The following is a 20,097-nucleotide window of genomic DNA, read 5'->3' as shown; positions in this document are numbered from 1 at the left end:
GCCCTGCCCACGAATCCATCGCTTTCATCATGTTCCTCTACCTCTGGTTTGCAGTACTAGTCTTTGGTGGCGTGTTGCTGCACGCAATCGATATAGGCCGCGCCATCCGGCGGGCGGCCCGCGCGCTGGCTTTCCCAGACCATGCGGCCCAGACAGTCCATCACCTCGTGGTGGGCCGCGTGCAGGTCATTGCGCCTGGCCGCCAGCAGTTCCACGGCCTGGCGGATGCCGCGCGGCTGGTCGATGCTGCACTGCTCGCTGATCGACAGGTGCATGGACAGGTGCAGGAACGGGTTCTCGCGGCCTGACTCGGCCTGTGCCATGCGCTTCAGGGCCCCGTCCAGGTCGGCGAACTCTGCGTGGTACTCGGGGTGCTCGTCTATCCACTGGCTGGCCAGCAGCTCTATGGCTTCCAGGGGCTGGCCGGCACGGGACTTGGCGTAAACGCCGCAGAAGAAGCGGCGCACATCGGCTTGGGAGGGCTGGAACATCATGGCCGCAATTATCCGGGGGGCTCAGCTGAGGCGTTGCGAGATCGTGCGCGCTGCCTGCAGCAGGGCGGGCAGCAGGGTTTCCTGTGCCACCTTGGCATTGGTGCGGTTGGCCTGGCCGCTGATGTTGAGCGCGGCGATGCAGCGGCCGGCACGGTTCGTGATGGGCGCGGCCAGCGAGATCAGGCCCTCCTCCAGTTCCTGGTTCACCAGGCACCAGCCCTGGCGGCGTACCTGCTGGACCTTGGCCAGCAGGGCGTCCAGGTCAGTGACCGTGTGCCTGGTCAGGGCCTTGGGGCGTGAGGCCTTCAGCCGTTTCATCAATTCATCGTCGCTCAGGTCGGCCAGCAGCACCCGGCCCAGCGAGGTGCAGTAGGCGGGCAGGCGCGAGCCCACGCCCAGGGTGTTGCGCATGATCTTGTGGGTGGGCACGCGCAGCACGTAGACGATGTCCGTGCCTTCGAGGACCGCGGCCGAGCAGGACTCCTTCACTTCTTCCGCCAGCGCCTCCATCACCGGCTCGGCGAGGTTCCAGATCGGCATGGAGGACAGGTAGGCAAAACCCAGGTCCAGGATGCGCGCGGTCAGGCGAAAGAGCCGGCCGTCGCTTTCCACATAGCCCAGCGTCTGCAGCGTGAGCAGGATGCGGCGGGCGCCGGCACGCGTGAGGCCGGTGCGCGCCGCCACCTCGCTGAGCGTCTGTTGCGGCGTCTCGGCGCTGAAGGATCGGATCACCTCCAGCCCGCGTGCGAAGGACTGCACATAGCTGTCGCCGGGCTGGGGCGCTGTCGCGGGCGTGGCAGGGGACATGGGGAAGGTGGCGGGGGCTTGGATTAGAATTCATTATACGAACAAATGTTCGTAATACGAACAGGAGCGGATTCGATGATCAACAAGATTGCGGCCTCGGTGGCTGAGGCGCTGGCCGGCGTGAAGGACGGTTCCACCGTCATGATCGGCGGCTTTGGCACGGCGGGCATCCCGCTGGAGCTGATCGACGGCCTGATCGCGCAGGGCGCGAAAGACCTGACCGTGGTCAACAACAATGCCGGCAACGGCGAAACGGGCCTGGCCGCCTTGCTGGCCACGGGCCGCGTGCGCAAGATCATCTGCAGCTTCCCGCGCCAGGCCGACAGTTTTGTCTTCGACGGTCTTTACCGCAGTGGCAAGCTGGAGCTGGAGCTCGTGCCCCAGGGCAATCTGTCCGAGCGTATCCGTGCGGCCGGTGCCGGCATCGGCGGCTTCTTCACGCCCACCGGCTACGGCACCGAGTTGGCCCAGGGCAAGGAGACGCGCGTGATAGCCGGCAAGGGGTATGTGCTGGAGCAGCCCATCCACGGCGACGTGGCGCTGATCAAGGCCGAATGTGGCGACCGCTGGGGCAACCTGACCTACCGAAAGACGGCGCGTAACTTCGGCCCCAGCATGGCCATGGCCTGCCAGCAGACGATCGCGAGCGTGCACGAGCTCGTCGAGCTCGGCGGGCTCGACCCCGAGGCCGTGGTCACGCCGGCCATCTACGTCAGCAAGATCGTGAAGATTCCCCGTCAAGCGACCCAGGCGGGCGGTTTCAAGAAGGCAGCATGAACATGAGCTATCAAAAACGTAGCAAAGACCAATTGGCTGCGCGTGTGGCCCAGGACATCCCCGAGGGCGCGGTGGTCAATCTCGGCATCGGCCAGCCCACGCTGGTGGCCAACCACATTCCGAAAGCGCGCGAGGTGCTGCTGCACAGCGAAAACGGCCTGCTGGGCATGGGCCCGGCACCGGCTGCGGGACAGGAAGACTACGACCTCATCAACGCCGGCAAGCAGCCGGTCACGCTGCTGCCCGGCGGCTCCTACTTCCACCACACCGACAGCTTCGCGATGATGCGCGGCGGCCACCTGGACATCTGCGTGTTGGGCGCCTTCCAGGTGTCTGCCACGGGTGACCTGGCCAACTGGCACACGGGCGAGAAGGACGCGATCCCCGCCGTGGGCGGCGCCATGGACCTGGCGGTCGGCGCCAGGCAGACCTGGGTGATGATGGATCTGCTGACCAAACAGGGCGAGAGCAAGATCGTGCAGGCCTGCAGCTACCCGCTGACCGGCATTGCCTGCGTCAAGCGCGTCTACACCGATGTCTGCACGCTGGACTGCACGCCACAGGGTCTCAAGCTCGTCGACCTCGTCGACGGACTGAGCCACGCCGAACTGGAAACAATGATCGGCCTGCCGATCGCGCAATGAAAAAGGAACGAACATGAACCAGGCCTACATCTGCGATGCCATCCGTACCCCTTTCGGCCGTTACGGCGGCGTGCTCTCCAGCGTGCGCACCGACGACCTGGGCGCCATTCCGATCGCCGCACTGATGGCGCGCAACCCCAAGGTGGACTGGGCGGCCCTGACCGACCTGATCTACGGTTGCGTCAACCAGGCCGGCGAGGACAACCGCAACGTGGGGCGCATGGCGGCCCTCCTGGCGGGTCTGCCGCCCGAGGTGCCGGCCTCCACCGTGAACCGCCTCTGCGGTTCGGGCCTGGACGCGCTGGGCAGCGCCGCGCGCGCCATCAAGGCCGGCGAGGCCACGATGATGATCGCCGGCGGCGTGGAGAGCATGAGCCGCGCGCCTTTTGTGATGGGCAAGGCCGAGAGCGCCTTCAGCCGCAGTGCCGAGATCTTCGACACCACCATCGGCTGGCGCTTCGTGAACAAACGCATGAAGCAGAAGTACGGCACCGACTCCATGCCCGAGACGGCCGAGAACTTGGCTGACGAATACAAGATCAACCGCGAAGACCAGGACAGGATGGCCCTGGCCTCGCAGCTCAAGGCCGTGGCCGCGCAGAAGGCGGGCTATTTCGACGCCGAGATCACGCCCGTGACCATCCCGCAGAAAAAGGGTGAGGCCATCGTGATCAGCAAGGACGAGCACCCGCGCGAGACCTCGCTGGAGGCGCTGGCCAAGCTCAAGCCCATCGTGCGCGAAGGCGGCACGGTGACGGCGGGCAACGCTTCGGGCGTGAACGACGGCGCCTGCGCCCTCTTGCTTGCCGATGAGGCTGCCGCGAAGCGGTACAGCCTGACGCCGCGCGCGCGCATCGTGGGCATGGCCACCGCCGGTGTGGCGCCGCGCATCATGGGCATAGGCCCTGCGCCCGCCACGCAAAAGGTGCTGGCCCTCACGGGCCTGACCATGGCGCAGATGGACGTGATCGAGCTCAACGAGGCCTTTGCCGCCCAGGGCCTGGCCGTGCTGCGCCAGCTGGGTGTGCGCGACGACGATCCCCGCGTCAACCCCAATGGCGGTGCCATCGCCCTGGGCCACCCGCTGGGCGCTTCGGGCGCACGTCTCGCCACGACCGCTTTGAACCAATTGCACAAGAGCGGCGGCCGTTACGCCCTGTGCACCATGTGCATAGGCGTGGGGCAGGGCATTGCGGTGATCATCGAGCGCGTCTGAACGTCGTAAGCGGGTTTGACCCTAGATAAAGCCGGGCCTTGCCCGGCTTTATTTCATTCACCGGAAAACTGATTTTCCCAGGCCGCCTTGTCCTCGGACCGTCTTTGCTCAACACTGCGGGATTCAGGATGCGACGCATCCACTACGCATGAACGAGGAGACTTTTTGATGAGCAAGAAAATCGGCTGGATCGGCCTGGGCCGCATGGGCGAGGCGATGGTGACCAAGCTGCTGAAGGCCGGCCATGCCGTCCACGTCTGGAACCGCACCGCCTCCAAGGCCGCACACCTGGCCGAGTACGGTGCCAAGATCGAAACGAACAAGATCGACCTGGCTGGCTGCGACGTGGTCTTCACCATGGTCTCCACCACCGACGACCTCAAGGAGGTGCTGTTTGGCCCCGGCGGCCTCGTGACCGGCGCCAAGAAGCCGAAGATCGTGGTGGACAGCTCCTCCATCTCCCAGGAAGGCTCGGCCGAGATCCGCGAGAAGCTCGAAGGCATGGGTGTGGGGTATCTGTGCACCCCGGTCTCGGGCAATGCCAAAGTGGCCAAGGCCGGCAAGCTTCTCACGGTGTCGTCCGGCCCCAAGGCGCTGTACGAGCAGGTCGAGCCCTATCTGCAGGCCATGGCACGCAAGGTCATGTGGGTGGGCGAGGGTGAACTGGCCCGCATCTGGAAGATCGCGCACAACACCATGTTCGGGGTGATCATCCAGAACCTCTGCGAGATCACCGTGCTGGCCGAGAAGGCCGGTATCCCCCGCAACGTGTTTCTTGAAAGCATCAACGATTCGGTGCTGGGCTCCATGTACACGCGCTACAAGACGCCCGTGCTGAGCAATCTGAATTTCGACCAGGTCACCTTCACGCCGAAGCTCCTGCTCAAGGACATGGACCTGGGCATGAGCGCGGCCAAGGCCCACGGCGTGCCCATGCCCTCGGCGGCGGCCACGCGCGAGTCGATCGCACGCATGGTGGGCCACGGTCATGACAACGTGGACTTCGCCATCCTGCTGCAGGAAACGGCCAACGACGCCGGCCTGCAGATCAAGCCGCTGAACCTGCAGATTCCTGACGGCCTGAGCAGTTAAGCCATGTGTGCAGCGCGCACCCTGATCCGCGGCGCGACCGTCATCACCATGGACGCGTTGGGCGACCTGCCACGCGCCGACGTGCTGGTGACGGGTGATCGCATCACGGAGATCGCGCCCACGATCCAGGCCGACGATGTGCAGGTGGTGGATGCCACGGGCTGCATCGTCATCCCTGGGCTGATCAATGCGCACATGCACACCTGGCAGACGGCCTTGCGCGGCCTGGCCGCCAACTGGACGCTGCTGGAGTATTTCAAGAACATGCACGCGGGCCTGGCCACGGTATTCGAGCCGCAGGACCTGCACATCGCCACGCTGGTGGGCGCGCTGAACCAGCTCAATTGCGGCACCACCACCCTGGGCGACTGGTGCCACAACAACAAGACCCCGGCGCACAACGACGCGGCGGTTCAGGGGCTGCTGGAAAGCGGCATCCGTGCCGCCTTCTTCCATGGCACGCCCAAGCCCGATCCGAAACCGGGTGAGCGCCCCTTCTGGGAAGTGCCGCACCCGCGCGCCGAAGTCGAGCGCCTGCTGAAGAAACATCAGGGCCATGCGCTGCTCAGCGTGCATGCGGCTGTTCTGGGTCCGCACTATTCCACGCTGGACGTGGCCCTGCACGACTTCCGCATGGTGAAGGAGCTGGGCATCATCGGTTCCCTGCACCAGGGCGGTGGTGCCGCGCGTACGCCGGACGGCTGGGAAAAGCTCGAGGCCGAGGGTCTGCTGGGCCCGCAGATCAACATCGTGCACGGCCATGCCCTGAGCGACGCGCAGCTCCAGCGCTTCTGCGAACTCGGCATGAGCTTCTCCGCCGCGGCCGAGAACGAGATGACTCAAGGTCACGGTCACCCCATCACGGGGCGCCTGCGTGCCCTGGGCAAGGCGCCTTCGCTGGGCGTGGACCTGGAGAGCGTGCTCAGCGGCGACATGCTGACGCAAGCGCGCGTGGCCCTGGGCATGCAGCGCAGCCTGGACAACGTGGCCTACCGTGAGCTGCACGGCACGATCCCGCCCACCTCCACCGTCACCACGCGCGAAGCCCTGTCCTGGGTCACGGTGGAAGGCGCGCGCATGCTGGGCCAGCTCGATCGCATCGGCACCCTGGCCGCGGGCAAGCAGGCCGACCTGGTGCTGGTCCGCGCTGACGATCTGAACATGCAGCCCGTGCACGACCCCGTGAGCACGGTGGTGATGCAGACCACGCTGGCCAATATCGACAGCGTGATGGTGGCCGGGCGCTGGAAGAAGCGTCACGGGAAACTGGTCGATGTGGACCTGGCCCCCAAGCTTGCCGCGCTGCAGGCTTCGGGCCGCAAGATCACGACGGCGTTGGGCTTGTCGCGATAAGAAAAAAAGCAAGCTGCCTACGCCTGGAGGCCGAGGGCAGCGGTGAGTGTTCGAGCCATACCTATCAAAGGAGACAGACATGAAACGTGTTCTTATTTCTGCAGCGCTGCTGCTGAGTGCCGGCCTGGCGCTCGCGCAGGCTTATCCGAGCAAACCGATCCGCATCGTCGTGCCGTTCACGCCCGGCAGCGCCACGGACATCATGGCGCGCATCGTGGGCGAGAAGCTCGGCACGGCCTGGGGCCAGACCGTGATCGTCGAGAACAAACCCGGTGCCGGCGGCACGGTCGGCTCGGCCTTCGTGGCCAAGAGCGAGCCCGATGGCTACACCCTGCTGGTGGTGTCCACCGGCCATGTGGTCAACCCGGTGCTCTACCCGGGCCTGAGCTACGACACCGTGGGCGACTTTGCCGGCATCACGCCGCTGGCCTCGCTGCCCAATGTGCTGGTGGTCGGCGCGGGCAGCCCCATCAAGAACGTGCAGGATCTGATCGCCGCAGCCAGGGCCAATCCCGGCAAGCTCAACTACGCCTCGGCCGGCACGGGCAGCGCCACCCACGTGAACGCCGAGAAGTTCCGCGCCGTCACGGGCCTGCAGGCCACCCACATCCCCTTCAAGGGCACACCCGAGACCATCACCGAGACGGTGGCCGGTCGTGTCGACTTCATGTTCACGCCCGTGCTCTCCTCCATCCCGATGATCCGCGACAACCGCATGCGCGCCCTGGCGGTCAGCACGGCGCAGCGCTCCTCGGCCTTGCCGGACGTGCCCACGGTGTCTGAAGCCGGCGTGCCCGGCTTCGTGTTCGACTTCTGGATCGGCCTGCTGGCGCCGGCCAAGACGCCGCGTGAGGTCGTCAACAAGCTCAACCAGGAGGTCAGCAAGGCCCTGGCCCAGCCCGATGTGAAGGAGCGCATGGCCAAGCTCGGTGGCGAACCGATGCCGATGAGCCCCGAGCGCTTTGACGCCTTCATCCGTGAAGAGCACACGACCCTCAGCGTCATCATGAAAGACGCGCCCAAGTAAGACCCTGGCCGCCCGTATCCCCCCGTGCCCGAATGCACCGGGGCGTTCCGAACCCATGCGAGACCTCTGCCCATGCAGCTACTGCGCGTCAATATCTTCAATACCTCCAGCAACCTGCCGCTGCTCGCGGCGCAGGAGGCCGGATTTTTTGCGCGGCGCGGCCTGGCGCTGGAGGTCCAGCCCACGCCGAACTCCGATGCACAGCGCGCCGGCCTGGCTGCGGGCAGCTTTGACATCGCCCACGCCGCGGTGGACAACGCCGTGGCCATGGTGGAGGCGGGGCAGGACGTGGTCATCGTGCTGGGCGGCGACGCCGGCATGAACGAGTTCATGGTGCGCCCGGAGATCAAGACCATCGCCGATCTGCGCGGCAAGGTGCTGGCTGTCGATGCGCCCAACACGGCCTTTGCCCTGGTGGCCAAGAAGATCCTCAAGAACCACGGCCTGCTGGAAGGACGTGACTACACCGTGCGCCTGGCCGGCGGCACCGGCCCGCGCGCTGCGGCCATGGTGGCCGATCCGCAGCTGGCGGCGGCCATGATCAATCCGCCTTTTTCCTTCACGGTGCGCCAGCAGGGCCTCAAGAGCCTGGGCAGCCAGTTCGCCTTGCTGGGGCCCTACCAGGCGACCGGCGCTTTCGTGCTGCGCAGCTGGGCGAGCGCCCATGCGGGGCTGCTGCAAGACTATCTGGCGGCGTATATCGAAGGTCAGCGCCTGGTGATGAACCCTGGCCACCGTACGCCGATGATCGATCTGCTGATGCGCAGCTTCAAGCTCGACCCGGTGGCCGCTGCCGGCACCTACGAGGCGCTGCTGACACCGGGCGCCGGTCTCGCGCCGGACGCCCGCTTCAATACAGAAGGTTTTCGCGCCGTGCTGGCCATCCGTGCCGAGATGGAGGGCATGTGGGGCGGCACCCCGCCTGCCGCGGACAAGTACCTTGACCTTTCCCATTTCGAGAAAGCCATCCAGGCGGTTCGCGCCGTCTGAACAAGAAAGGGCATTGAGCATGAGCCATCCGCAGCGCATTCCCTATATCAAGCCGGAAGCCATCACCGACCCGGCGATGATGGCTGAGTTCGAGCGCGCCGCCCGTGAAGGTGCGCCCCGACCGGAGAGCCACGCCATCCGGGCTCACGTGCCCAAGGTGTTCTGGGCCTTCACCAACGCATGGAACGACACCTTTGTGGAGGGCGTGTGCGATCACGCGATCAAGGAGCTGTGCCGCCTGTACGTGTCGCAGGCGGTCAATTGCAACTATTGCGGCAACCAGCGTTCCATGAAAGCGCAGGCGCAGGGCCTGCTGGAAGACGATGTGAAGGACCTGCTGGATTTTGACAAATCCGCGCGTTACACGGCGAGCCAGAAAGCTGCGCTGCGCCTGGCCGAGGCCATCACCTGGGGTCTCGAGTCCACTGATGAGCTGTGGGCCGGTCTCAATGCACACTTCGAAACGCCGCAGATCGTGGAACTGGGTTTCTTCATAGGCCTGACCATGGGGCAACAGCGCTGGAACCGGCTCATCGGCATGGGGCAAAGCCAGTTCATGGCCGGCATGACGGGGGGGATCGCCCCCGCTGCGGTCGCCCGTTGAACCGAGGTCCGGACGTCGGGCCGAAGCATTGAATTTTGTAGTTGTGCCTGTTGCAATCCAAGGAGACAAATCATGAAACATCTGCTTACGGCCATGGTCGCGCTGCTGTTGGCTGGCAGCTCGCTGGCCCAGGGTTACCCGGCCAAACCGATCAAGTTCATCGTGCCCTTTACCGCGGGTAGCGCCACCGACATCGTCGCGCGCACCGTGGGCGAGTCCATGAGCCGCAGCATGGGTCAGCCCATCGTCATCGAGAACAAGCTCGGCACTGGCGGCACCATCGCCGCGGCCCAGGTGGCCAAGAGCGAGGCCGACGGCTACACCATCCTCGTGCATTCCTCGGCCCATGCGCTGAACCCGGCGCTGTATCCCAACCCCGGCTACGACACGCTCAAGGACCTGACGGGCGTGACCGCCCTGGCCGCCATACCCAATGTGCTGGTGGCGCAGCCAAGCAAGGGCTGGAAGACCCAGGCCGATCTGATTGCAGCGGTCAAGGCCAGCCCGGGCAAATTCAACTACGCCTCGGCCGGCATCGGCAGCGGCACGCACATGAACGCCGAGATCTTCCGCCTGCAGGCCGGCATCGACGCGTTGCACGTGCCCTACAAGGGCACCCCCGATGCGATGAACAACGTCATTGGCGGCTCCAACGACTGGTTCTTCGCGCCCCTGGCCTCGGCCCTGCCGCTGATCCGCGACAACCGCCTGCAGGCCCTGTCGGTCAGCACCAAGATGCGCGCCTCCACCCTGCCGGACGTTCCCACCAGCATCGAAGCGGGTCTGCCCGCTTCCGACTACACCCTGTGGGTCGGCATGATCGTGCCCGCGGCCACTCCGGCGGCCGTGATCAAGAAGCTCAACGAAGAGGCGCTCAAGGCCTTGAGCAGCCCCGAGCTCAAAGAGCGCATGGCCAAGCTGGGTGCCGACCCCTTTCCCCTGAGCCCCGAGGCCTTCAATGCCTACATCAGGAGCGAGATGGAGGTGGCCGCACGCATCGTCAGGGCGGCCAACCTGAAGGCTCAGTGAGACGGACCTCCCCATGAAGATCCATTTCACCGGCATCGGCAAGATGGGCCTGCCCATGGCCGGCCACCTGGCCGCTGCCGGGCACGCCTTGACCGTCAGTGACCCCTGCGACGAACGTTGCGAGCTGGCGCAGGAGCAGGGCCTGGTCCTGGCCAGCGATGCATCGGCTGCCATGGCGGCGGCCGACGCCATCTTTTCCTCGCTGCCGCACGACGCGGCCTTGCGCGCGGTCGCCGCCCAGGTGGTGTCCGCCGCCCGGCCCGGCACGGTCTATGTCGATACCAGCACCGTGTCGCTGCAGGCCTCGGCCGAGGTGGCCCAGGCGCTGGAGGGCAGAGGTCTGGCCTATCTGCGCACCGCCGTCTCGGGCAACAACAAGATGGCCGAGGCCGCGCAGCTCACCGTGCTGGCTTCCGGCCCGCGGGTCGCCTACGAGCAGATGCTGCCCTTGCTCAAGACCCTGGGCCCCAACCACTTCTACCTGGGTGAGGCCGAGCAGGCGCGCCTGATGAAGCTGGTGGTCAACCTCATGATCGCCCAGACCAGCGCCATGCTGGCCGAGGCGCTGACCCTGGGTCGCAAGGGCGGGCTGGATTGGCAGGCCATGTGGCAGGTGCTGAGTGCCAGCGCCGTGGCCTCGCCCATCGTCAAGGCCAAGTCCGAGCAGCTGAGCCGGCGTGACTTCACGCCCACCTTCACGGTGGAGCAGATGATCAAGGACCTGGACCTGATTCTGGCCGCCGGTGCCGCCAGCAACGTGCCCCTGATGCAGACAGCGATGACCCAAAAGCTCATGCACGCCGCCGTGGTGCAGGGCAATGGCCTGGACGATTACGCGGCCATCATCAAGGTGCTGGAACGCGGCGCGGGCCTGAACCCGAAACTATGAACACCCCCGTGGCGGCTGCGCCACCTCCCCCCTTGCACGGGGCAACGCCAGTGGCCCGGCGAAGCCGGTTCCACGGCGTTCCCCGCATGGACTCTGGTGCGCGTGGCATATTTGTCGTTTGGAGCTTGCCGTGAAAAATTTCGTCTACACCGCCCAGCCCGCGCGCGTCGTTTTCGGCGCGGGCTCCCTCTCCCAGCTGGCCAAGGAGATCGATGCCCTGGGCTGCAAGCGCGCGCTGGTGTTGTCCACGCCCGAGCAGCGGGCTTCGGCCGAGAGGGTGGCGGATCTGCTGGGTGCGCGTGCGGCCGGTGTGTTCGACCGTGCGGTCATGCACGTCCCCATCGAGACTGCGCGTGAAGCGCGCGAAGTGGCGAAGCAGCTCGGGGCCGATTGCGCGGTGGCCATCGGCGGCGGCTCCACCACAGGCCTGGGCAAGGCCATTGCACTGGATTCGGGCCTGCCCATCCTGGCCATCCCCACCACCTATGCCGGTTCGGAGATGACCCCCATCTACGGCATCACCGAGGCCGGTCTCAAGAAGACCGGGCGCGACCTGCGCGTGCTGCCGCGTACCGTGATCTACGACCCCGAACTCACGCTGAGCCTGCCCGTGGGCTTGAGTGTCACCAGCGGCATCAACGCCATCGCCCATGCGGCCGAAGGCCTGTACGCGGTGGACAGCAACCCCATCATGGACCTGATGGCCGAGGAGGGCATCGCCGCCCTGGGTCGCGCCTTGCCGGCCATCGTGCAGGACGCGCGCGACATGGCTGCGCGTGCCGATGCGCTGTATGGCGCCTGGCTGTGCGGCACCGTACTGGGCCACGTGGGCATGGCCTTGCACCACAAGCTCTGCCACACCCTGGGCGGCAGTTTCAACCTGCCGCATGCCGAGACCCACACCATCGTGCTGCCGCACGCGCTGGCCTACAACAGCCAGCATGCGCCGCAGGCCATGGCGCGCATCCGGCGCTCGCTCGGCGGCGCCAGTGCCGCGCAGGCGGTCTACGACCTGGCGAAAAACAATGGTGCACTCGTGGCGCTCCAGGACATCGGCATGAAGGCCGCCGATCTCGACAAGGCCTGCGACATCGCGCTGCAGAACCAGTACCCCAACCCGCGCCCCCTGGAGCGCACGGCCCTGCGCCAGCTCTTCCAGAATGCTTTTGAGGGCCTTCGTCCGGCGGCCTGATCTGGCTCAGACATCTGGGAAGAACGGTCAGAACCGGGCGATCGACCAGAAACCGGCCGCCATGGCCAGTCCATGCAGCAGCGCGGCGGCGATGGTCAGCACGATGGCCGGGCGCAGTGCCTGTGGTGTCCGGGCCGCTCGCCAGAACAGCACAAAAGCCAGCAGCGACAGGGGCCAGGACAGCAGCCCCCAGAGGGCGGGCTCGGGTTGGTAGAGCAGCCAGACGCCGCCCGCCAGCCAGCCATGGGCCAGCGTGCTGATCAGCAGGTAGGCCAGCGCGGCGCCGCGCGGGCCCAACAGCACCGCCAACGTGCGCTTGCCGACCTGTGCGTCCGACGGCGCATCGGGGACGCCGTTGATCAGCAGGATGTTGCCCACCAGCAGCGCGTAACTGAGCGCCGTGACCACGGGGATGATGAAGAGACTGCCGCGCTGCACGGCATCCGCGCCGATGACCACCAGGCCCCAGACCAGGGCCACCACGAATTCGCCCATGCCGTGTTTCATCAAGGCCAGCGGTGGCGCCGAGTAGGCCCAGGTCAGCAGCACACCGGCCAGCCCCAGCACGATCACCCAGCCCGTGCTCTTGACGGCCAGCAGCAGGCCGAAAGCGCACAGCAGGAAAGCCAGCAGGTAAAAGAGTTCGCGGGTCTGCTGCGGGCTGACGACCCGGTTCTGGATCAGGCGCGAGCCACCGGTGTAGGGATGGATGCCGCCGGTGTTGGCCGCGTCTGCGCCATTCAGGGCATCGTGGTAATCATTCAGCACATTGCCGGCGGCATGGGCCAGACAGGCCAGCAGGAGCGTGGCCATGCCGGTCAGGGCATGGGGGCCATGGCCGCAGGCGGCGGCAATCGCGATGCCCAGCAGCACGGCGACCACGGTGATGCTCAGGAAGCCGGGGCGGGTCATCCGCAGCAGGGTCCGCAGGGGGAGGGCGGGAGCAGGAGCAGGAGCAGGAGCAGGAGCAGGAGCAGGAGCAGGAGCAGGAGCAGGAGCAGGAGCAGGAGCAGGAGCAGGTGTCGACATGGGAGGGCCTTGCAAGAACAGATCAACCCAGACCCGCAGTGTTCGGGGCGCTGTGAACGCCGGGCTGAAACAACCCGCATTCTGACAGGGTTATCCGGCAAATGAATTGCACGCAATTAAATTGCAATCAATAATTCAAGCCATGCCCCATGCCAAGATTTACTCCGACCAGGCCTTGCAACTCGACAAACAGCTCTGTTTTGCGCTGTACTCCGCTTCGCACGCCATGTCCAAGGCCTACAAGCCGCATCTGGACGCGCTGGGCCTGACCTATCCGCAGTACGTGGCCATGCTGGTGCTGTGGGAGCGCGATGGCCTCACTGTCTCCGAGATCGGCGAGCGCCTCTACCTCGATTCGGGCACGCTCACGCCGCTGCTCAAGCGGCTGGAGAGCGCGGGTTATATCAGCCGCCTGCGTGATGCGGCCGACGAGCGTCGCGTCTTGATCCAGCTCACCGCCAGCGGTCGCAAGCTCAAGGCCCGGGCCGCGCCGATACCGGGCTGCATGCTCGAAGCGGCGCAGTGCTCCTTGAGTGAGCTCACCGCACTGACCCGCCAGGTCCAGCAGTTGCGCGACCGCCTGCAGGCCTGACTTCTTCTCTCTTTCAACCACCCCCAGGAGCTCACCATGCCCACCGTACTCGACAAAGTTGTCTATACCGCCAAGGCCCACACCACCGGCGGCCGCGAAGGCCGTGCCACCACTGACGACGGCCTGCTCGACGTCAAGCTGTCTCCGCCCAAGGCCATGGGCGGCGCCGGCGGCGCGACCAACCCCGAACAGTTGTTCGCCGCCGGCTACTCGGCCTGTTTCATGGGCGCGGTCAAGCATGTGGCCGGCATGAAGAAGGTGGCCGTTCCGGCCGATGCCGCGATCGACGCGGAAGTCGACATCGGTCCGATCCCCCAGGGTTTCGGCATCGCCGTGCGCCTGGCCGTGAGCCTGCCCGGCCTGGACCGCGCCGTGGCGCAGGATCTGGTGGACACCGCCCACAAGGTCTGCCCGTATTCCAACGCCACGCGCGGCAATATCGTCGTGGACCTGCGCCTGGTCTGAGCCCATGAAAAAAGCCGCCGGGCTCCTGGAGCCCGGCGGCTTTTTCTTGGCGGTCGGGAATGATCAGCCCGGTTTGATCCCGGCCTTGATCACCACTTCTTTCCAGCGGGCCTGTTCCCTGGCGACGAAATCGCCGTACTCCTTGGGCGTGCCGCCGCCGGGCGTGGCGCTTTCGGCGTCGTGCTTGGCCATCACGTCAGGTGCCTTCATGGCCTTGGCGCATTCCTGCTGCAGACGGGTGATGATGGCCTGCGGGGTGCCGGCGCGGGCGTGGATGCCGTACCACTGCTCGGTTTCGAAACCCGGATAGAACTCGCTGACGGAGGGGACATCCGGCAGCACGGAGATGCGCTTGGGCGAGCCCACGCCGATGCAACGGATCGCCCCGCTCTTGATGTGCGGCAACAGCGCCGGCGTGCCCGCCGAGAAGAAATCAACCCGGCCGGCGAGAAAGTCCGTCAGTGCCGGACCCGTGCCGCGGTAGGGGATGTGGGTCATGAAGATCCCGGTCTTCAGTTTCAGCGCCTCGACGGCCAGGTGGCCCGCACTGGCGTTGCCGGCCGACGCGTAGTTGAGCTGGCCCGGCTTGGATTTGGCGTAGGCCACAAAGGACTTGAGGTCCGTCACGGGCACGTCCTTGTGCACGCAGAACAGGCTGGGGATGCGGTTGAGCAGGGTGACCGGCACGAAGTCCTTGTTCACGTCGTAGCCCGCATCGGGATAGATCAGCGGGTTGACCGCCATCAGGCCGATATGGCTCATGACGATGGTGTAGCCATCGGCCGGTGCGCGCATGAGCTCCTGCATGGCCGGCACCCCACCGCCACCACCCTTGTTGTCGATGACGAAGTTGGCCCCCATCTGCTTGGTGAGTTCCGCCGCGATGCTGCGCGCCACGATGCTGGAGGTGCCGCCGGGTGCGAAGGGCACGATCCAGCGGATGGGTTTGTTGGGCCAGGCGCTCTGGGCCTGTGCTGCGACGCCGGAGCCGGCCAATCCGGCTGCGCCCATCAGCTTCAGGTAGCCGCGGCGGTCCAGCTTGCTAAGGTCTAGGTTCATAGGTCTCTCTCTTTCGTACGGAAGCTTGTTTTATGTCGTAAATGCGGTGTCAGTGCAATCTGTAATAACACTAATGCTGACACAATGGTGCGGTACCCGGCCGGCGAGCCGGGCCGGGCATGAAGCGCAAAGGAGCTGATGATGGAAAAAATTTCGTGGTGTTCGGGTGTGGTGTCGGTGGCGCTGCTGGTCGTATTGACCGGTTGCACGGTGGACTTGCAGAACCGCCACGCCTCGCAGGAGGTCGCTCAGCTTTCCGTCGCACCCGGCTCGGTCTACCTGGGCTGGCGTGTGTTCCAGGACAAGTGTGCCGCTTGCCACGGAGCCGCCGCCACCGGCACGGCCAGCGCGCCTGACCTGCTGCCCCGCGTGCGTGCCATGGGTGAACGCCAATTCGTGAGCCTGGTGCTGCAGCGCTACGACCTGACCCAGCCGGCCACGCAAGCGCGCAGCGGGACGGCTGCGGGCGAGGCACAGATCGAGGTCATCATGCAGCGCAAGGATGCCCCGCTTGCCATGCCGGTCTGGCAGAGCGAGCCGCGCGTGAATGCGCACATCCTCGATCTGTACGCCTTCCTCTCGGCACGCGCCCAGGGCCGTCAGGGAGCGGAGCGGCCCACGCCCTGAGCCTGAGGCGCCAGATGCGCGGCCAGCAGCGCCGCGCAATCCTGCGCATGCGTGCTGATCAGGAAGTGGCTGGCACCGGCCACCACTGCAGCCCGTGCCTGGGGCAGATGGGCCGCCAGCACCTGCGTCATGGTCACCATGGCCGGGTTGGCCTGCTCGCCACGCACCAGCAGCACGGGCCGGGTCAGTCGCGCCAGGTCGGCACCACTGAAGTCGTAGCCAAAGTCGGTGTGCCAGTCCAGCACGTTGGCCGGCGCGCTCTGGCGGCAGTAGTCCTGCACGGCGGGCGGCATGGCTGCAAAGGAGCCGGTCCCGCCCCAGAAATCGATGATGCGGCCCGGGGCGTCGTGCTCGGCCTGCGCCACGGCCTGCTCGAAGGCCTGGCTCATGCGGCGCGTGGCGGCGTGCAGATCGGCGTGCCCGTGATGGTGCAGCAGGGCCAGGGGATTGGCCTCGAAGAGCGCCAGGCTGGCGACCTCGATCCGGCCACTGAGTGCTGCGGCCAGTGCCACCGTGCCCCCAAAGGAATGCCCCACCAGATGGACGGGCCCCGGCACGCGCCGGGCCACGGCTTCCAGCACACGCAGCTCGTGGGACATGTCGGCATCGCCGGCGCGGCGCGTCTCCGCGGTCTGGCCATAACCGCACAGGCTGGTGGCCACGCAGCGCCACTGCGGCGGCAGCAGGCGCTGGATCGGTTTCCAGGCGGCCGGCGTGCTGTAGGAGCCGGGCACGAAAAGCACGGTCGGCCCATGGCCGGATTCGGTGTAGTCGATGCCTGCTGCCGGTGTGCTGCTCATGGGTGGTGACCTGAGGGATGCGTGAGCCCATTGTGATGGACTTGCGCGCCCGGCGAAAACCCGGTGCAGCAGGCATGCAAGGGTCGACCACCGTCCGGTCCACTGTCGTCTCGCTGTGCAGTGAGGCGCCGCGCCTTATTCGAGCTGGATACCCGCGCTCTTGACCACCATGCCCAGGCGCTCGATCTCGGAGGCGATGAACTTGTCGAACTCGGCCGGCGTGTTCGGCGCCGGTGTCACGCCCTGGGCACCGAGCGACTTGAGCACCTCGGGCGAGCGCAGGATGCGGCCGACCTCGGCGGAGATCTGTTCCACGACGGGGGTCGGCGTTCTGGCGGGGGCGACCAGGCCGTACCAGTGGTCGTAGACCACGCCGGGCACGAATTCCGAGATCACCGGGACATCCGGCATGAGCGAGGCGCGCTGCGCCGTGCTCACGGCCAGGGGAAGGAGCTTGCCGTCCTTGATGAAGGGCAGGGTCAGGCCCAGCGGTGACCAGTAGTAGGCCGAGCGGCCGGCCGTGGTGTCGATCAGCGCGTCCGTGGTGCCCTTGTAGGGTACGTGCACGATGTCGAGCCTGGCCATGGCCTTGAACATCTCGCCATTGAAGTGCGTGCCGCTGCCCACGCCGGCCGAGGCGAAGTTGAGCTGGCCGGGCTTGGCGCGGACCATGGCCAGCAGTTCGGGTGCGGTCTTCACGCCCAGCGAGGGCGCCACCACCAGCACATTGGGCACGCTGGTGCCGAAGCTCACGCCGCGGAAATCCTTCAGGGTGTCGTAAGGCAGCTTCTTGTACAGCGTGGGGTTGATGGCGTGCGAGGCCGAGGTGAAAAGCAGGGTGTGGCCGTCGGCGTCGGCCTGGGCCACCAGGCGGCTGCCGATGGTGCCGCCCGCGCCGGGCCGGTTGTCGATGACCACGGGCTGGCCCCAGGCCGCCTGCAGACCGCGGCCGATTTCGCGCGCCACGATATCCACCTGGCTGCCGCCGACGAAGGGCACGACGATGCGGATGGGTTTGCCGGGGAACTTGTCCTGCGCCTGCGCCGGCAGGGCGCCAGCCAGCAGGGCGAGGGTCAACACTTTCGCGAGTCGTATCAGCATGGGGGTCTCCTGAGTGTTTCTGGTCTTTGAGGGAAAGCTGTCAGGCCAGTGCGGCCATGCCGGCGCGTGCCACCTGGGCGTCCTGGCTCGAGAGCACGCCCGAGACGCCGATGCCGCCGACGATCTGCCCGCCCAGCACCAGCGGGAAGCCGCCTTCGAGCGGGGTGATGCCGGGTACGGCCAGAAAGCGCAGGCCCTCGCCGCCGGCGGCGATGCCGTCCTGGAACATCTTGGTCGGGCGACGGAAGTTGACGGCGGTCAGTGCCTTGCCCGTGGCGATGGACAGGCTGGAATGCTGGGTCTGGTCGCGCTTGAGCGCCAGCACCACGTCACCGCTGGCATCGGCGATCACGATGGCCACCGGCCAGTGACAGCGCTCGGCCTCGGCTTCGGCGGCCTGCAGGATGGCCTTGGCCTGCCTCAGCGTGAGTGGCGCGCCGTAGGGCAGGGGGGCGTCCAGTGCGGGTGGGTCAGCAGGGCCAGGCCGGCCCGTTCCTTGACTCATGCAGCGTCTCCTTGTTCTTGTAGGGAGCGGCCATGATAGGAACGATGCGCGCGATGGGGTAATACCGATTTGCGAGAGCCGCTATAAGCCTGGCTTATGGGCCGGGCCAGCTTGCGCGGCTGCAAGGGGCCGTTCGGGAGTGCTCAGCGCTGTGCCGTGGCTTGTGCCAGCACGGCCGTGGCGGTGCTGGCGTCGTGTCCGCGCCAGGCCACGATCTGGTCCGGACGGATGAGTGCCAGGGGGGCCTCGTAGAGGGATGCCAGTTCCGGGGCGGTATGCCGCACCACCTGCAGGTCCAGGCCCAAGGTCTGCGCCGCCTGCTCGAAAGCGCGTGTGTCCGGTGCGTCGGGTCCGAGCGCGAGCAGCGTCCATTCGAAGTGGAAGGTGTCGTAGAGTGAGCGCCCGTCCGCCAGCCAGGCGTGCGGCGGCCGCCCGCCCGGGCAGGCGCTGGGCACGTAGGTGTTCGGTGCATCGGGAGGCGCAGATGTGCCGTCCGCCACGATGATGGGGCTGCCGTCGTAGCGCCCGCCGAAGGTCACGCCCGGGATGTTGAACTCGCGGCGCACGTGGCCGTTCAGGTAGTCCGAGGCGGTCGCCCGGGCCAAGGCGCCGGCGGGGCTGTCTTCTTCGAGCTCGGGGGCCGCGTCGTACAGGCCGATCGAATCCGCAAACTGACGCGCGTAGCCGGTGTTGCGCATCGCCAGGGGCCGGCGTTCACGTTCGTAGCTCTCCAGCAGATCGGCGCCGGCCTGGCCCTTGAGCACGGCGGCCAGTTTCCAGCCCAGGTTGACGGCGTCTTCGACCGCGGTGTTGTAGCCCAGGCCGCCGGTGGGTGTGAACAGGTGCACCGCGTCACCGCCCAGCAGGACGCGGCCGCGCTGGAAGGACTCGGCCACCAGGGCGTGGCCAGCCAGCCAGGTCGCCATGGACAGGATCTCGATCTCGATGTCCTGCCCGTAGGCCAGCGAGAACAGGCGCCGCGCATCGGCTTCGGTCAGCGCCTCGGTGGCGTCGTCATCGGCCATCTGGATGTGGAAGGCGAATTCGCTGACGCCGTCCACCGACATGATGAAGGCGCGCAGCTGCGGGTTGACCACCACATACATCCAGGCCCGGTCGTTGGCGTTGCGGGTGTAGAAGTCGGGCGCCTTCAGGTAGACCGCGAGCATCTTGCCGCCCATGAACTTGCGCTTGAATCCGGTGTCACCGCCCCAGGCGATGCCCAGCTGTTTGCGCACGAAGCTGCGCGCGCCGTCGGCCCCCACGAGGTAGGCCGCCTGCACGGCGAGCGGGTCGCCGCCATCGACGGGCTGCACCACAGCCTCGATGTGGGCGCCGGTGTCGGTAAACGAGCTGAGCTGCCAGGCGTAGCGCACGTCCACCGAGGGCAGCCGCTGCGCATGCTCGCGCAGCTTCACTTCCACGAATTTCTGCGAGACGCGGTGCGGCAGCTCGGCGGCGCTCCATGAACCGGACATGGCCTTGATCGCCTGCGGCGCCGCCGCTGCGGTCGGCAGGCGCAGGCGGGCCAGCTCGGTGCCGGCAAAACGGGTCAGGTAGGCGATGTCGGTGGGATGGTCCGGCGGCAGACCCATGCTGCGGATCTCCTGCGCAAAACCCAGGCGCCGGAAGTGTTCCATGGTGCGGGCTTGCGTGGCATTGGCCTGCGGGTTGAAGGCGGTGCCGGGTTTGGGGTCGACCAGCAGGGAGCGGATGTTGCGCCGCCCCAGCTCGTTGGCCAGCATCAGGCCGCAGGGGCCGCCGCCGGCGATGAGCACGTCTGTTTGCAGCGAGGTGGCCATCAG

At 66.7% G+C, this 20,097-nt stretch carries 22 protein-coding genes; 14 read left to right on the top strand and 8 right to left on the bottom strand.

Annotated features, from left to right (window positions below):
- Window positions 1–56 precede the first annotated feature (56 nt).
- Together AC1RRP_RS03790 and AC1RRP_RS03785 are read right to left on the bottom strand one after the other, a co-directional pair.
- Entirely contained in the window at window positions 57–491 is a 435-nt protein-coding gene (locus AC1RRP_RS03790; protein ID WP_493033442.1) for a DUF1841 family protein, read from the bottom strand.
- Window positions 492–515: 24 nt separating this feature from the next.
- Window positions 516–1,301: an IclR family transcriptional regulator domain-containing protein gene (locus tag AC1RRP_RS03785; protein ID WP_493033358.1), complete on the bottom strand. Its 786-nt coding sequence runs from the start codon at window positions 1,299–1,301 to the stop codon at window positions 516–518.
- Window positions 1,302–1,376: 75 nt separating this feature from the next.
- On the opposite strand from AC1RRP_RS03785, the gene AC1RRP_RS03780 reads away from it, so the two are divergent.
- The 11 genes from AC1RRP_RS03780 (at window position 1,377) to AC1RRP_RS03730 (ending at window position 12,114) form a co-directional block, all read left to right on the top strand.
- Entirely contained in the window at window positions 1,377–2,078 is a 702-nt protein-coding gene (locus AC1RRP_RS03780; RefSeq protein WP_493033356.1) for a 3-oxoacid CoA-transferase subunit A, read from the top strand.
- Window positions 2,079–2,080: 2 nt separating this feature from the next.
- Complete coding sequence (locus tag AC1RRP_RS03775; RefSeq protein ID WP_493033354.1) at window positions 2,081–2,722, top strand: 3-oxoacid CoA-transferase subunit B; 642 nt, start codon at window positions 2,081–2,083, stop codon at window positions 2,720–2,722.
- 13 nt (window positions 2,723–2,735) lie between these two features.
- On the top strand, window positions 2,736–3,938 hold the full coding sequence (pcaF, locus tag AC1RRP_RS03770) for a 3-oxoadipyl-CoA thiolase (RefSeq protein ID WP_493033352.1): 1,203 nt from the start codon (window positions 2,736–2,738) through the stop codon (window positions 3,936–3,938).
- 87 nt (window positions 3,939–4,025) lie between these two features.
- Complete coding sequence (locus tag AC1RRP_RS03765) at window positions 4,026–5,030, top strand: NAD(P)-dependent oxidoreductase (RefSeq protein WP_493033350.1); 1,005 nt, start codon at window positions 4,026–4,028, stop codon at window positions 5,028–5,030.
- A gap of 3 nt (window positions 5,031–5,033) precedes the next feature.
- Window positions 5,034–6,383 (top strand): amidohydrolase family protein, encoded by a 1,350-nt coding sequence (locus tag AC1RRP_RS03760; protein WP_493033348.1) that lies wholly within the window; start codon window positions 5,034–5,036, stop codon window positions 6,381–6,383.
- A gap of 79 nt (window positions 6,384–6,462) precedes the next feature.
- Complete coding sequence (locus AC1RRP_RS03755) at window positions 6,463–7,410, top strand: tripartite tricarboxylate transporter substrate binding protein (RefSeq protein WP_493033346.1); 948 nt, start codon at window positions 6,463–6,465, stop codon at window positions 7,408–7,410.
- Window positions 7,411–7,482: 72 nt separating this feature from the next.
- The gene (locus tag AC1RRP_RS03750; RefSeq protein ID WP_493033344.1) at window positions 7,483–8,400 is read left to right on the top strand and encodes an ABC transporter substrate-binding protein; all 918 of its coding nucleotides are present in this window, start codon (window positions 7,483–7,485) and stop codon (window positions 8,398–8,400) included.
- A gap of 19 nt (window positions 8,401–8,419) precedes the next feature.
- Window positions 8,420–9,004, top strand: a complete 585-nt coding sequence (locus tag AC1RRP_RS03745) for a carboxymuconolactone decarboxylase family protein (protein WP_493033342.1) — start codon at window positions 8,420–8,422, stop codon at window positions 9,002–9,004.
- Window positions 9,005–9,076: 72 nt separating this feature from the next.
- A complete protein-coding gene (locus AC1RRP_RS03740) occupies window positions 9,077–10,033 on the top strand; it encodes a Bug family tripartite tricarboxylate transporter substrate binding protein (protein WP_493033340.1) in 957 nt (318 codons plus the stop codon).
- Between the two features lie 13 nt (window positions 10,034–10,046).
- Window positions 10,047–10,922, top strand: a complete 876-nt coding sequence (locus AC1RRP_RS03735; protein ID WP_493033339.1) for an NAD(P)-dependent oxidoreductase — start codon at window positions 10,047–10,049, stop codon at window positions 10,920–10,922.
- 130 nt (window positions 10,923–11,052) lie between these two features.
- Window positions 11,053–12,114 carry a maleylacetate reductase gene (locus AC1RRP_RS03730; protein WP_493033337.1) on the top strand — a complete coding sequence of 354 codons (1,062 nt, stop codon included), beginning with the start codon at window positions 11,053–11,055 and terminating at the stop codon, window positions 12,112–12,114.
- Between the two features lie 27 nt (window positions 12,115–12,141).
- Here AC1RRP_RS03730 and AC1RRP_RS03725 read toward each other — a convergent pair whose 3' ends face one another.
- Window positions 12,142–13,026, bottom strand: coding sequence for a prenyltransferase (locus AC1RRP_RS03725; protein WP_493033335.1), 885 nt, complete (start codon window positions 13,024–13,026; stop codon window positions 12,142–12,144).
- Between the two features lie 259 nt (window positions 13,027–13,285).
- Between AC1RRP_RS03725 and AC1RRP_RS03720 the strand changes: the two genes are divergently transcribed.
- Together AC1RRP_RS03720 and AC1RRP_RS03715 are read left to right on the top strand one after the other, a co-directional pair.
- Window positions 13,286–13,735 carry a MarR family winged helix-turn-helix transcriptional regulator gene (locus tag AC1RRP_RS03720; RefSeq protein ID WP_493033333.1) on the top strand — a complete coding sequence of 150 codons (450 nt, stop codon included), beginning with the start codon at window positions 13,286–13,288 and terminating at the stop codon, window positions 13,733–13,735.
- A gap of 36 nt (window positions 13,736–13,771) precedes the next feature.
- Window positions 13,772–14,200 (top strand): organic hydroperoxide resistance protein, encoded by a 429-nt coding sequence (locus tag AC1RRP_RS03715; RefSeq protein WP_493033331.1) that lies wholly within the window; start codon window positions 13,772–13,774, stop codon window positions 14,198–14,200.
- Window positions 14,201–14,263: 63 nt separating this feature from the next.
- On the opposite strand, the gene AC1RRP_RS03710 is transcribed toward AC1RRP_RS03715, so the two are convergent.
- Window positions 14,264–15,259, bottom strand: coding sequence for a Bug family tripartite tricarboxylate transporter substrate binding protein (locus tag AC1RRP_RS03710; RefSeq protein WP_493033329.1), 996 nt, complete (start codon window positions 15,257–15,259; stop codon window positions 14,264–14,266).
- 141 nt (window positions 15,260–15,400) lie between these two features.
- On the opposite strand from AC1RRP_RS03710, the gene AC1RRP_RS03705 reads away from it, so the two are divergent.
- Window positions 15,401–15,886 (top strand): c-type cytochrome, encoded by a 486-nt coding sequence (locus AC1RRP_RS03705; RefSeq protein ID WP_493033327.1) that lies wholly within the window; start codon window positions 15,401–15,403, stop codon window positions 15,884–15,886.
- Here AC1RRP_RS03705 and AC1RRP_RS03700 read toward each other — a convergent pair.
- The 4 genes from AC1RRP_RS03700 to AC1RRP_RS03685 all read right to left on the bottom strand — a co-directional run bounded on the left by AC1RRP_RS03700 (window position 15,859) and on the right by AC1RRP_RS03685 (window position 20,094).
- On the bottom strand, window positions 15,859–16,686 hold the full coding sequence (locus AC1RRP_RS03700) for an alpha/beta fold hydrolase (RefSeq protein ID WP_493033325.1): 828 nt from the start codon (window positions 16,684–16,686) through the stop codon (window positions 15,859–15,861). The genes AC1RRP_RS03705 and AC1RRP_RS03700 overlap by 28 nt on opposite strands.
- 135 nt (window positions 16,687–16,821) lie before the next feature.
- Window positions 16,822–17,787: a tripartite tricarboxylate transporter substrate binding protein gene (locus tag AC1RRP_RS03695; protein ID WP_493033323.1), complete on the bottom strand. Its 966-nt coding sequence runs from the start codon at window positions 17,785–17,787 to the stop codon at window positions 16,822–16,824.
- 40 nt (window positions 17,788–17,827) lie between these two features.
- On the bottom strand, window positions 17,828–18,292 hold the full coding sequence (locus AC1RRP_RS03690) for a GlcG/HbpS family heme-binding protein (protein ID WP_493033321.1): 465 nt from the start codon (window positions 18,290–18,292) through the stop codon (window positions 17,828–17,830).
- 143 nt (window positions 18,293–18,435) lie between these two features.
- Window positions 18,436–20,094 (bottom strand): FAD-dependent oxidoreductase, encoded by a 1,659-nt coding sequence (locus AC1RRP_RS03685; protein ID WP_493033319.1) that lies wholly within the window; start codon window positions 20,092–20,094, stop codon window positions 18,436–18,438.
- Window positions 20,095–20,097 lie beyond the last annotated feature (3 nt).

Source organism: Hylemonella sp. GW821-FHT12C09, from assembly GCF_058807395.1.
The sequence above is the reverse complement of the archived record's forward strand: the minus strand, read 5'-3'. Positions and strand labels throughout refer to the sequence as shown.

Bases quoted from the DNA above. Each gene is read 5' to 3' on its own strand.
- AC1RRP_RS03690 (WP_493033321.1), bottom strand. From the start codon at position 18,292: ATGAGTCAAGGAACGGGCCGGCCTGGCCCTGCTGACCCACCCGCACTG.
- AC1RRP_RS03790 (WP_493033442.1), bottom strand. From the start codon at position 491: ATGTTCCAGCCCTCCCAAGCCGATGTGCGCCGCTTCTTCTGCGGCGTT.
- AC1RRP_RS03775 (WP_493033354.1), top strand. From the start codon at position 2,081: ATGAGCTATCAAAAACGTAGCAAAGACCAATTGGCTGCGCGTGTGGCC.
- pcaF (WP_493033352.1), top strand. From the start codon at position 2,736: ATGAACCAGGCCTACATCTGCGATGCCATCCGTACCCCTTTCGGCCGT.
- AC1RRP_RS03725 (WP_493033335.1), bottom strand. From the start codon at position 13,026: ATGACCCGCCCCGGCTTCCTGAGCATCACCGTGGTCGCCGTGCTGCTG.
- AC1RRP_RS03745 (WP_493033342.1), top strand. From the start codon at position 8,420: ATGAGCCATCCGCAGCGCATTCCCTATATCAAGCCGGAAGCCATCACC.
- AC1RRP_RS03685 (WP_493033319.1), bottom strand. From the start codon at position 20,094: ATGGCCACCTCGCTGCAAACAGACGTGCTCATCGCCGGCGGCGGCCCC.
- AC1RRP_RS03780 (WP_493033356.1), top strand. From the start codon at position 1,377: ATGATCAACAAGATTGCGGCCTCGGTGGCTGAGGCGCTGGCCGGCGTG.
- AC1RRP_RS03760 (WP_493033348.1), top strand. From the start codon at position 5,034: ATGTGTGCAGCGCGCACCCTGATCCGCGGCGCGACCGTCATCACCATG.
- AC1RRP_RS03755 (WP_493033346.1), top strand. From the start codon at position 6,463: ATGAAACGTGTTCTTATTTCTGCAGCGCTGCTGCTGAGTGCCGGCCTG.
- AC1RRP_RS03695 (WP_493033323.1), bottom strand. From the start codon at position 17,787: ATGCTGATACGACTCGCGAAAGTGTTGACCCTCGCCCTGCTGGCTGGC.
- AC1RRP_RS03710 (WP_493033329.1), bottom strand. From the start codon at position 15,259: ATGAACCTAGACCTTAGCAAGCTGGACCGCCGCGGCTACCTGAAGCTG.
- AC1RRP_RS03735 (WP_493033339.1), top strand. From the start codon at position 10,047: ATGAAGATCCATTTCACCGGCATCGGCAAGATGGGCCTGCCCATGGCC.
- AC1RRP_RS03785 (WP_493033358.1), bottom strand. From the start codon at position 1,301: ATGTCCCCTGCCACGCCCGCGACAGCGCCCCAGCCCGGCGACAGCTAT.
- AC1RRP_RS03715 (WP_493033331.1), top strand. From the start codon at position 13,772: ATGCCCACCGTACTCGACAAAGTTGTCTATACCGCCAAGGCCCACACC.
- AC1RRP_RS03705 (WP_493033327.1), top strand. From the start codon at position 15,401: ATGGAAAAAATTTCGTGGTGTTCGGGTGTGGTGTCGGTGGCGCTGCTG.
- AC1RRP_RS03740 (WP_493033340.1), top strand. From the start codon at position 9,077: ATGAAACATCTGCTTACGGCCATGGTCGCGCTGCTGTTGGCTGGCAGC.
- AC1RRP_RS03700 (WP_493033325.1), bottom strand. From the start codon at position 16,686: ATGAGCAGCACACCGGCAGCAGGCATCGACTACACCGAATCCGGCCAT.
- AC1RRP_RS03750 (WP_493033344.1), top strand. From the start codon at position 7,483: ATGCAGCTACTGCGCGTCAATATCTTCAATACCTCCAGCAACCTGCCG.
- AC1RRP_RS03720 (WP_493033333.1), top strand. From the start codon at position 13,286: ATGCCCCATGCCAAGATTTACTCCGACCAGGCCTTGCAACTCGACAAA.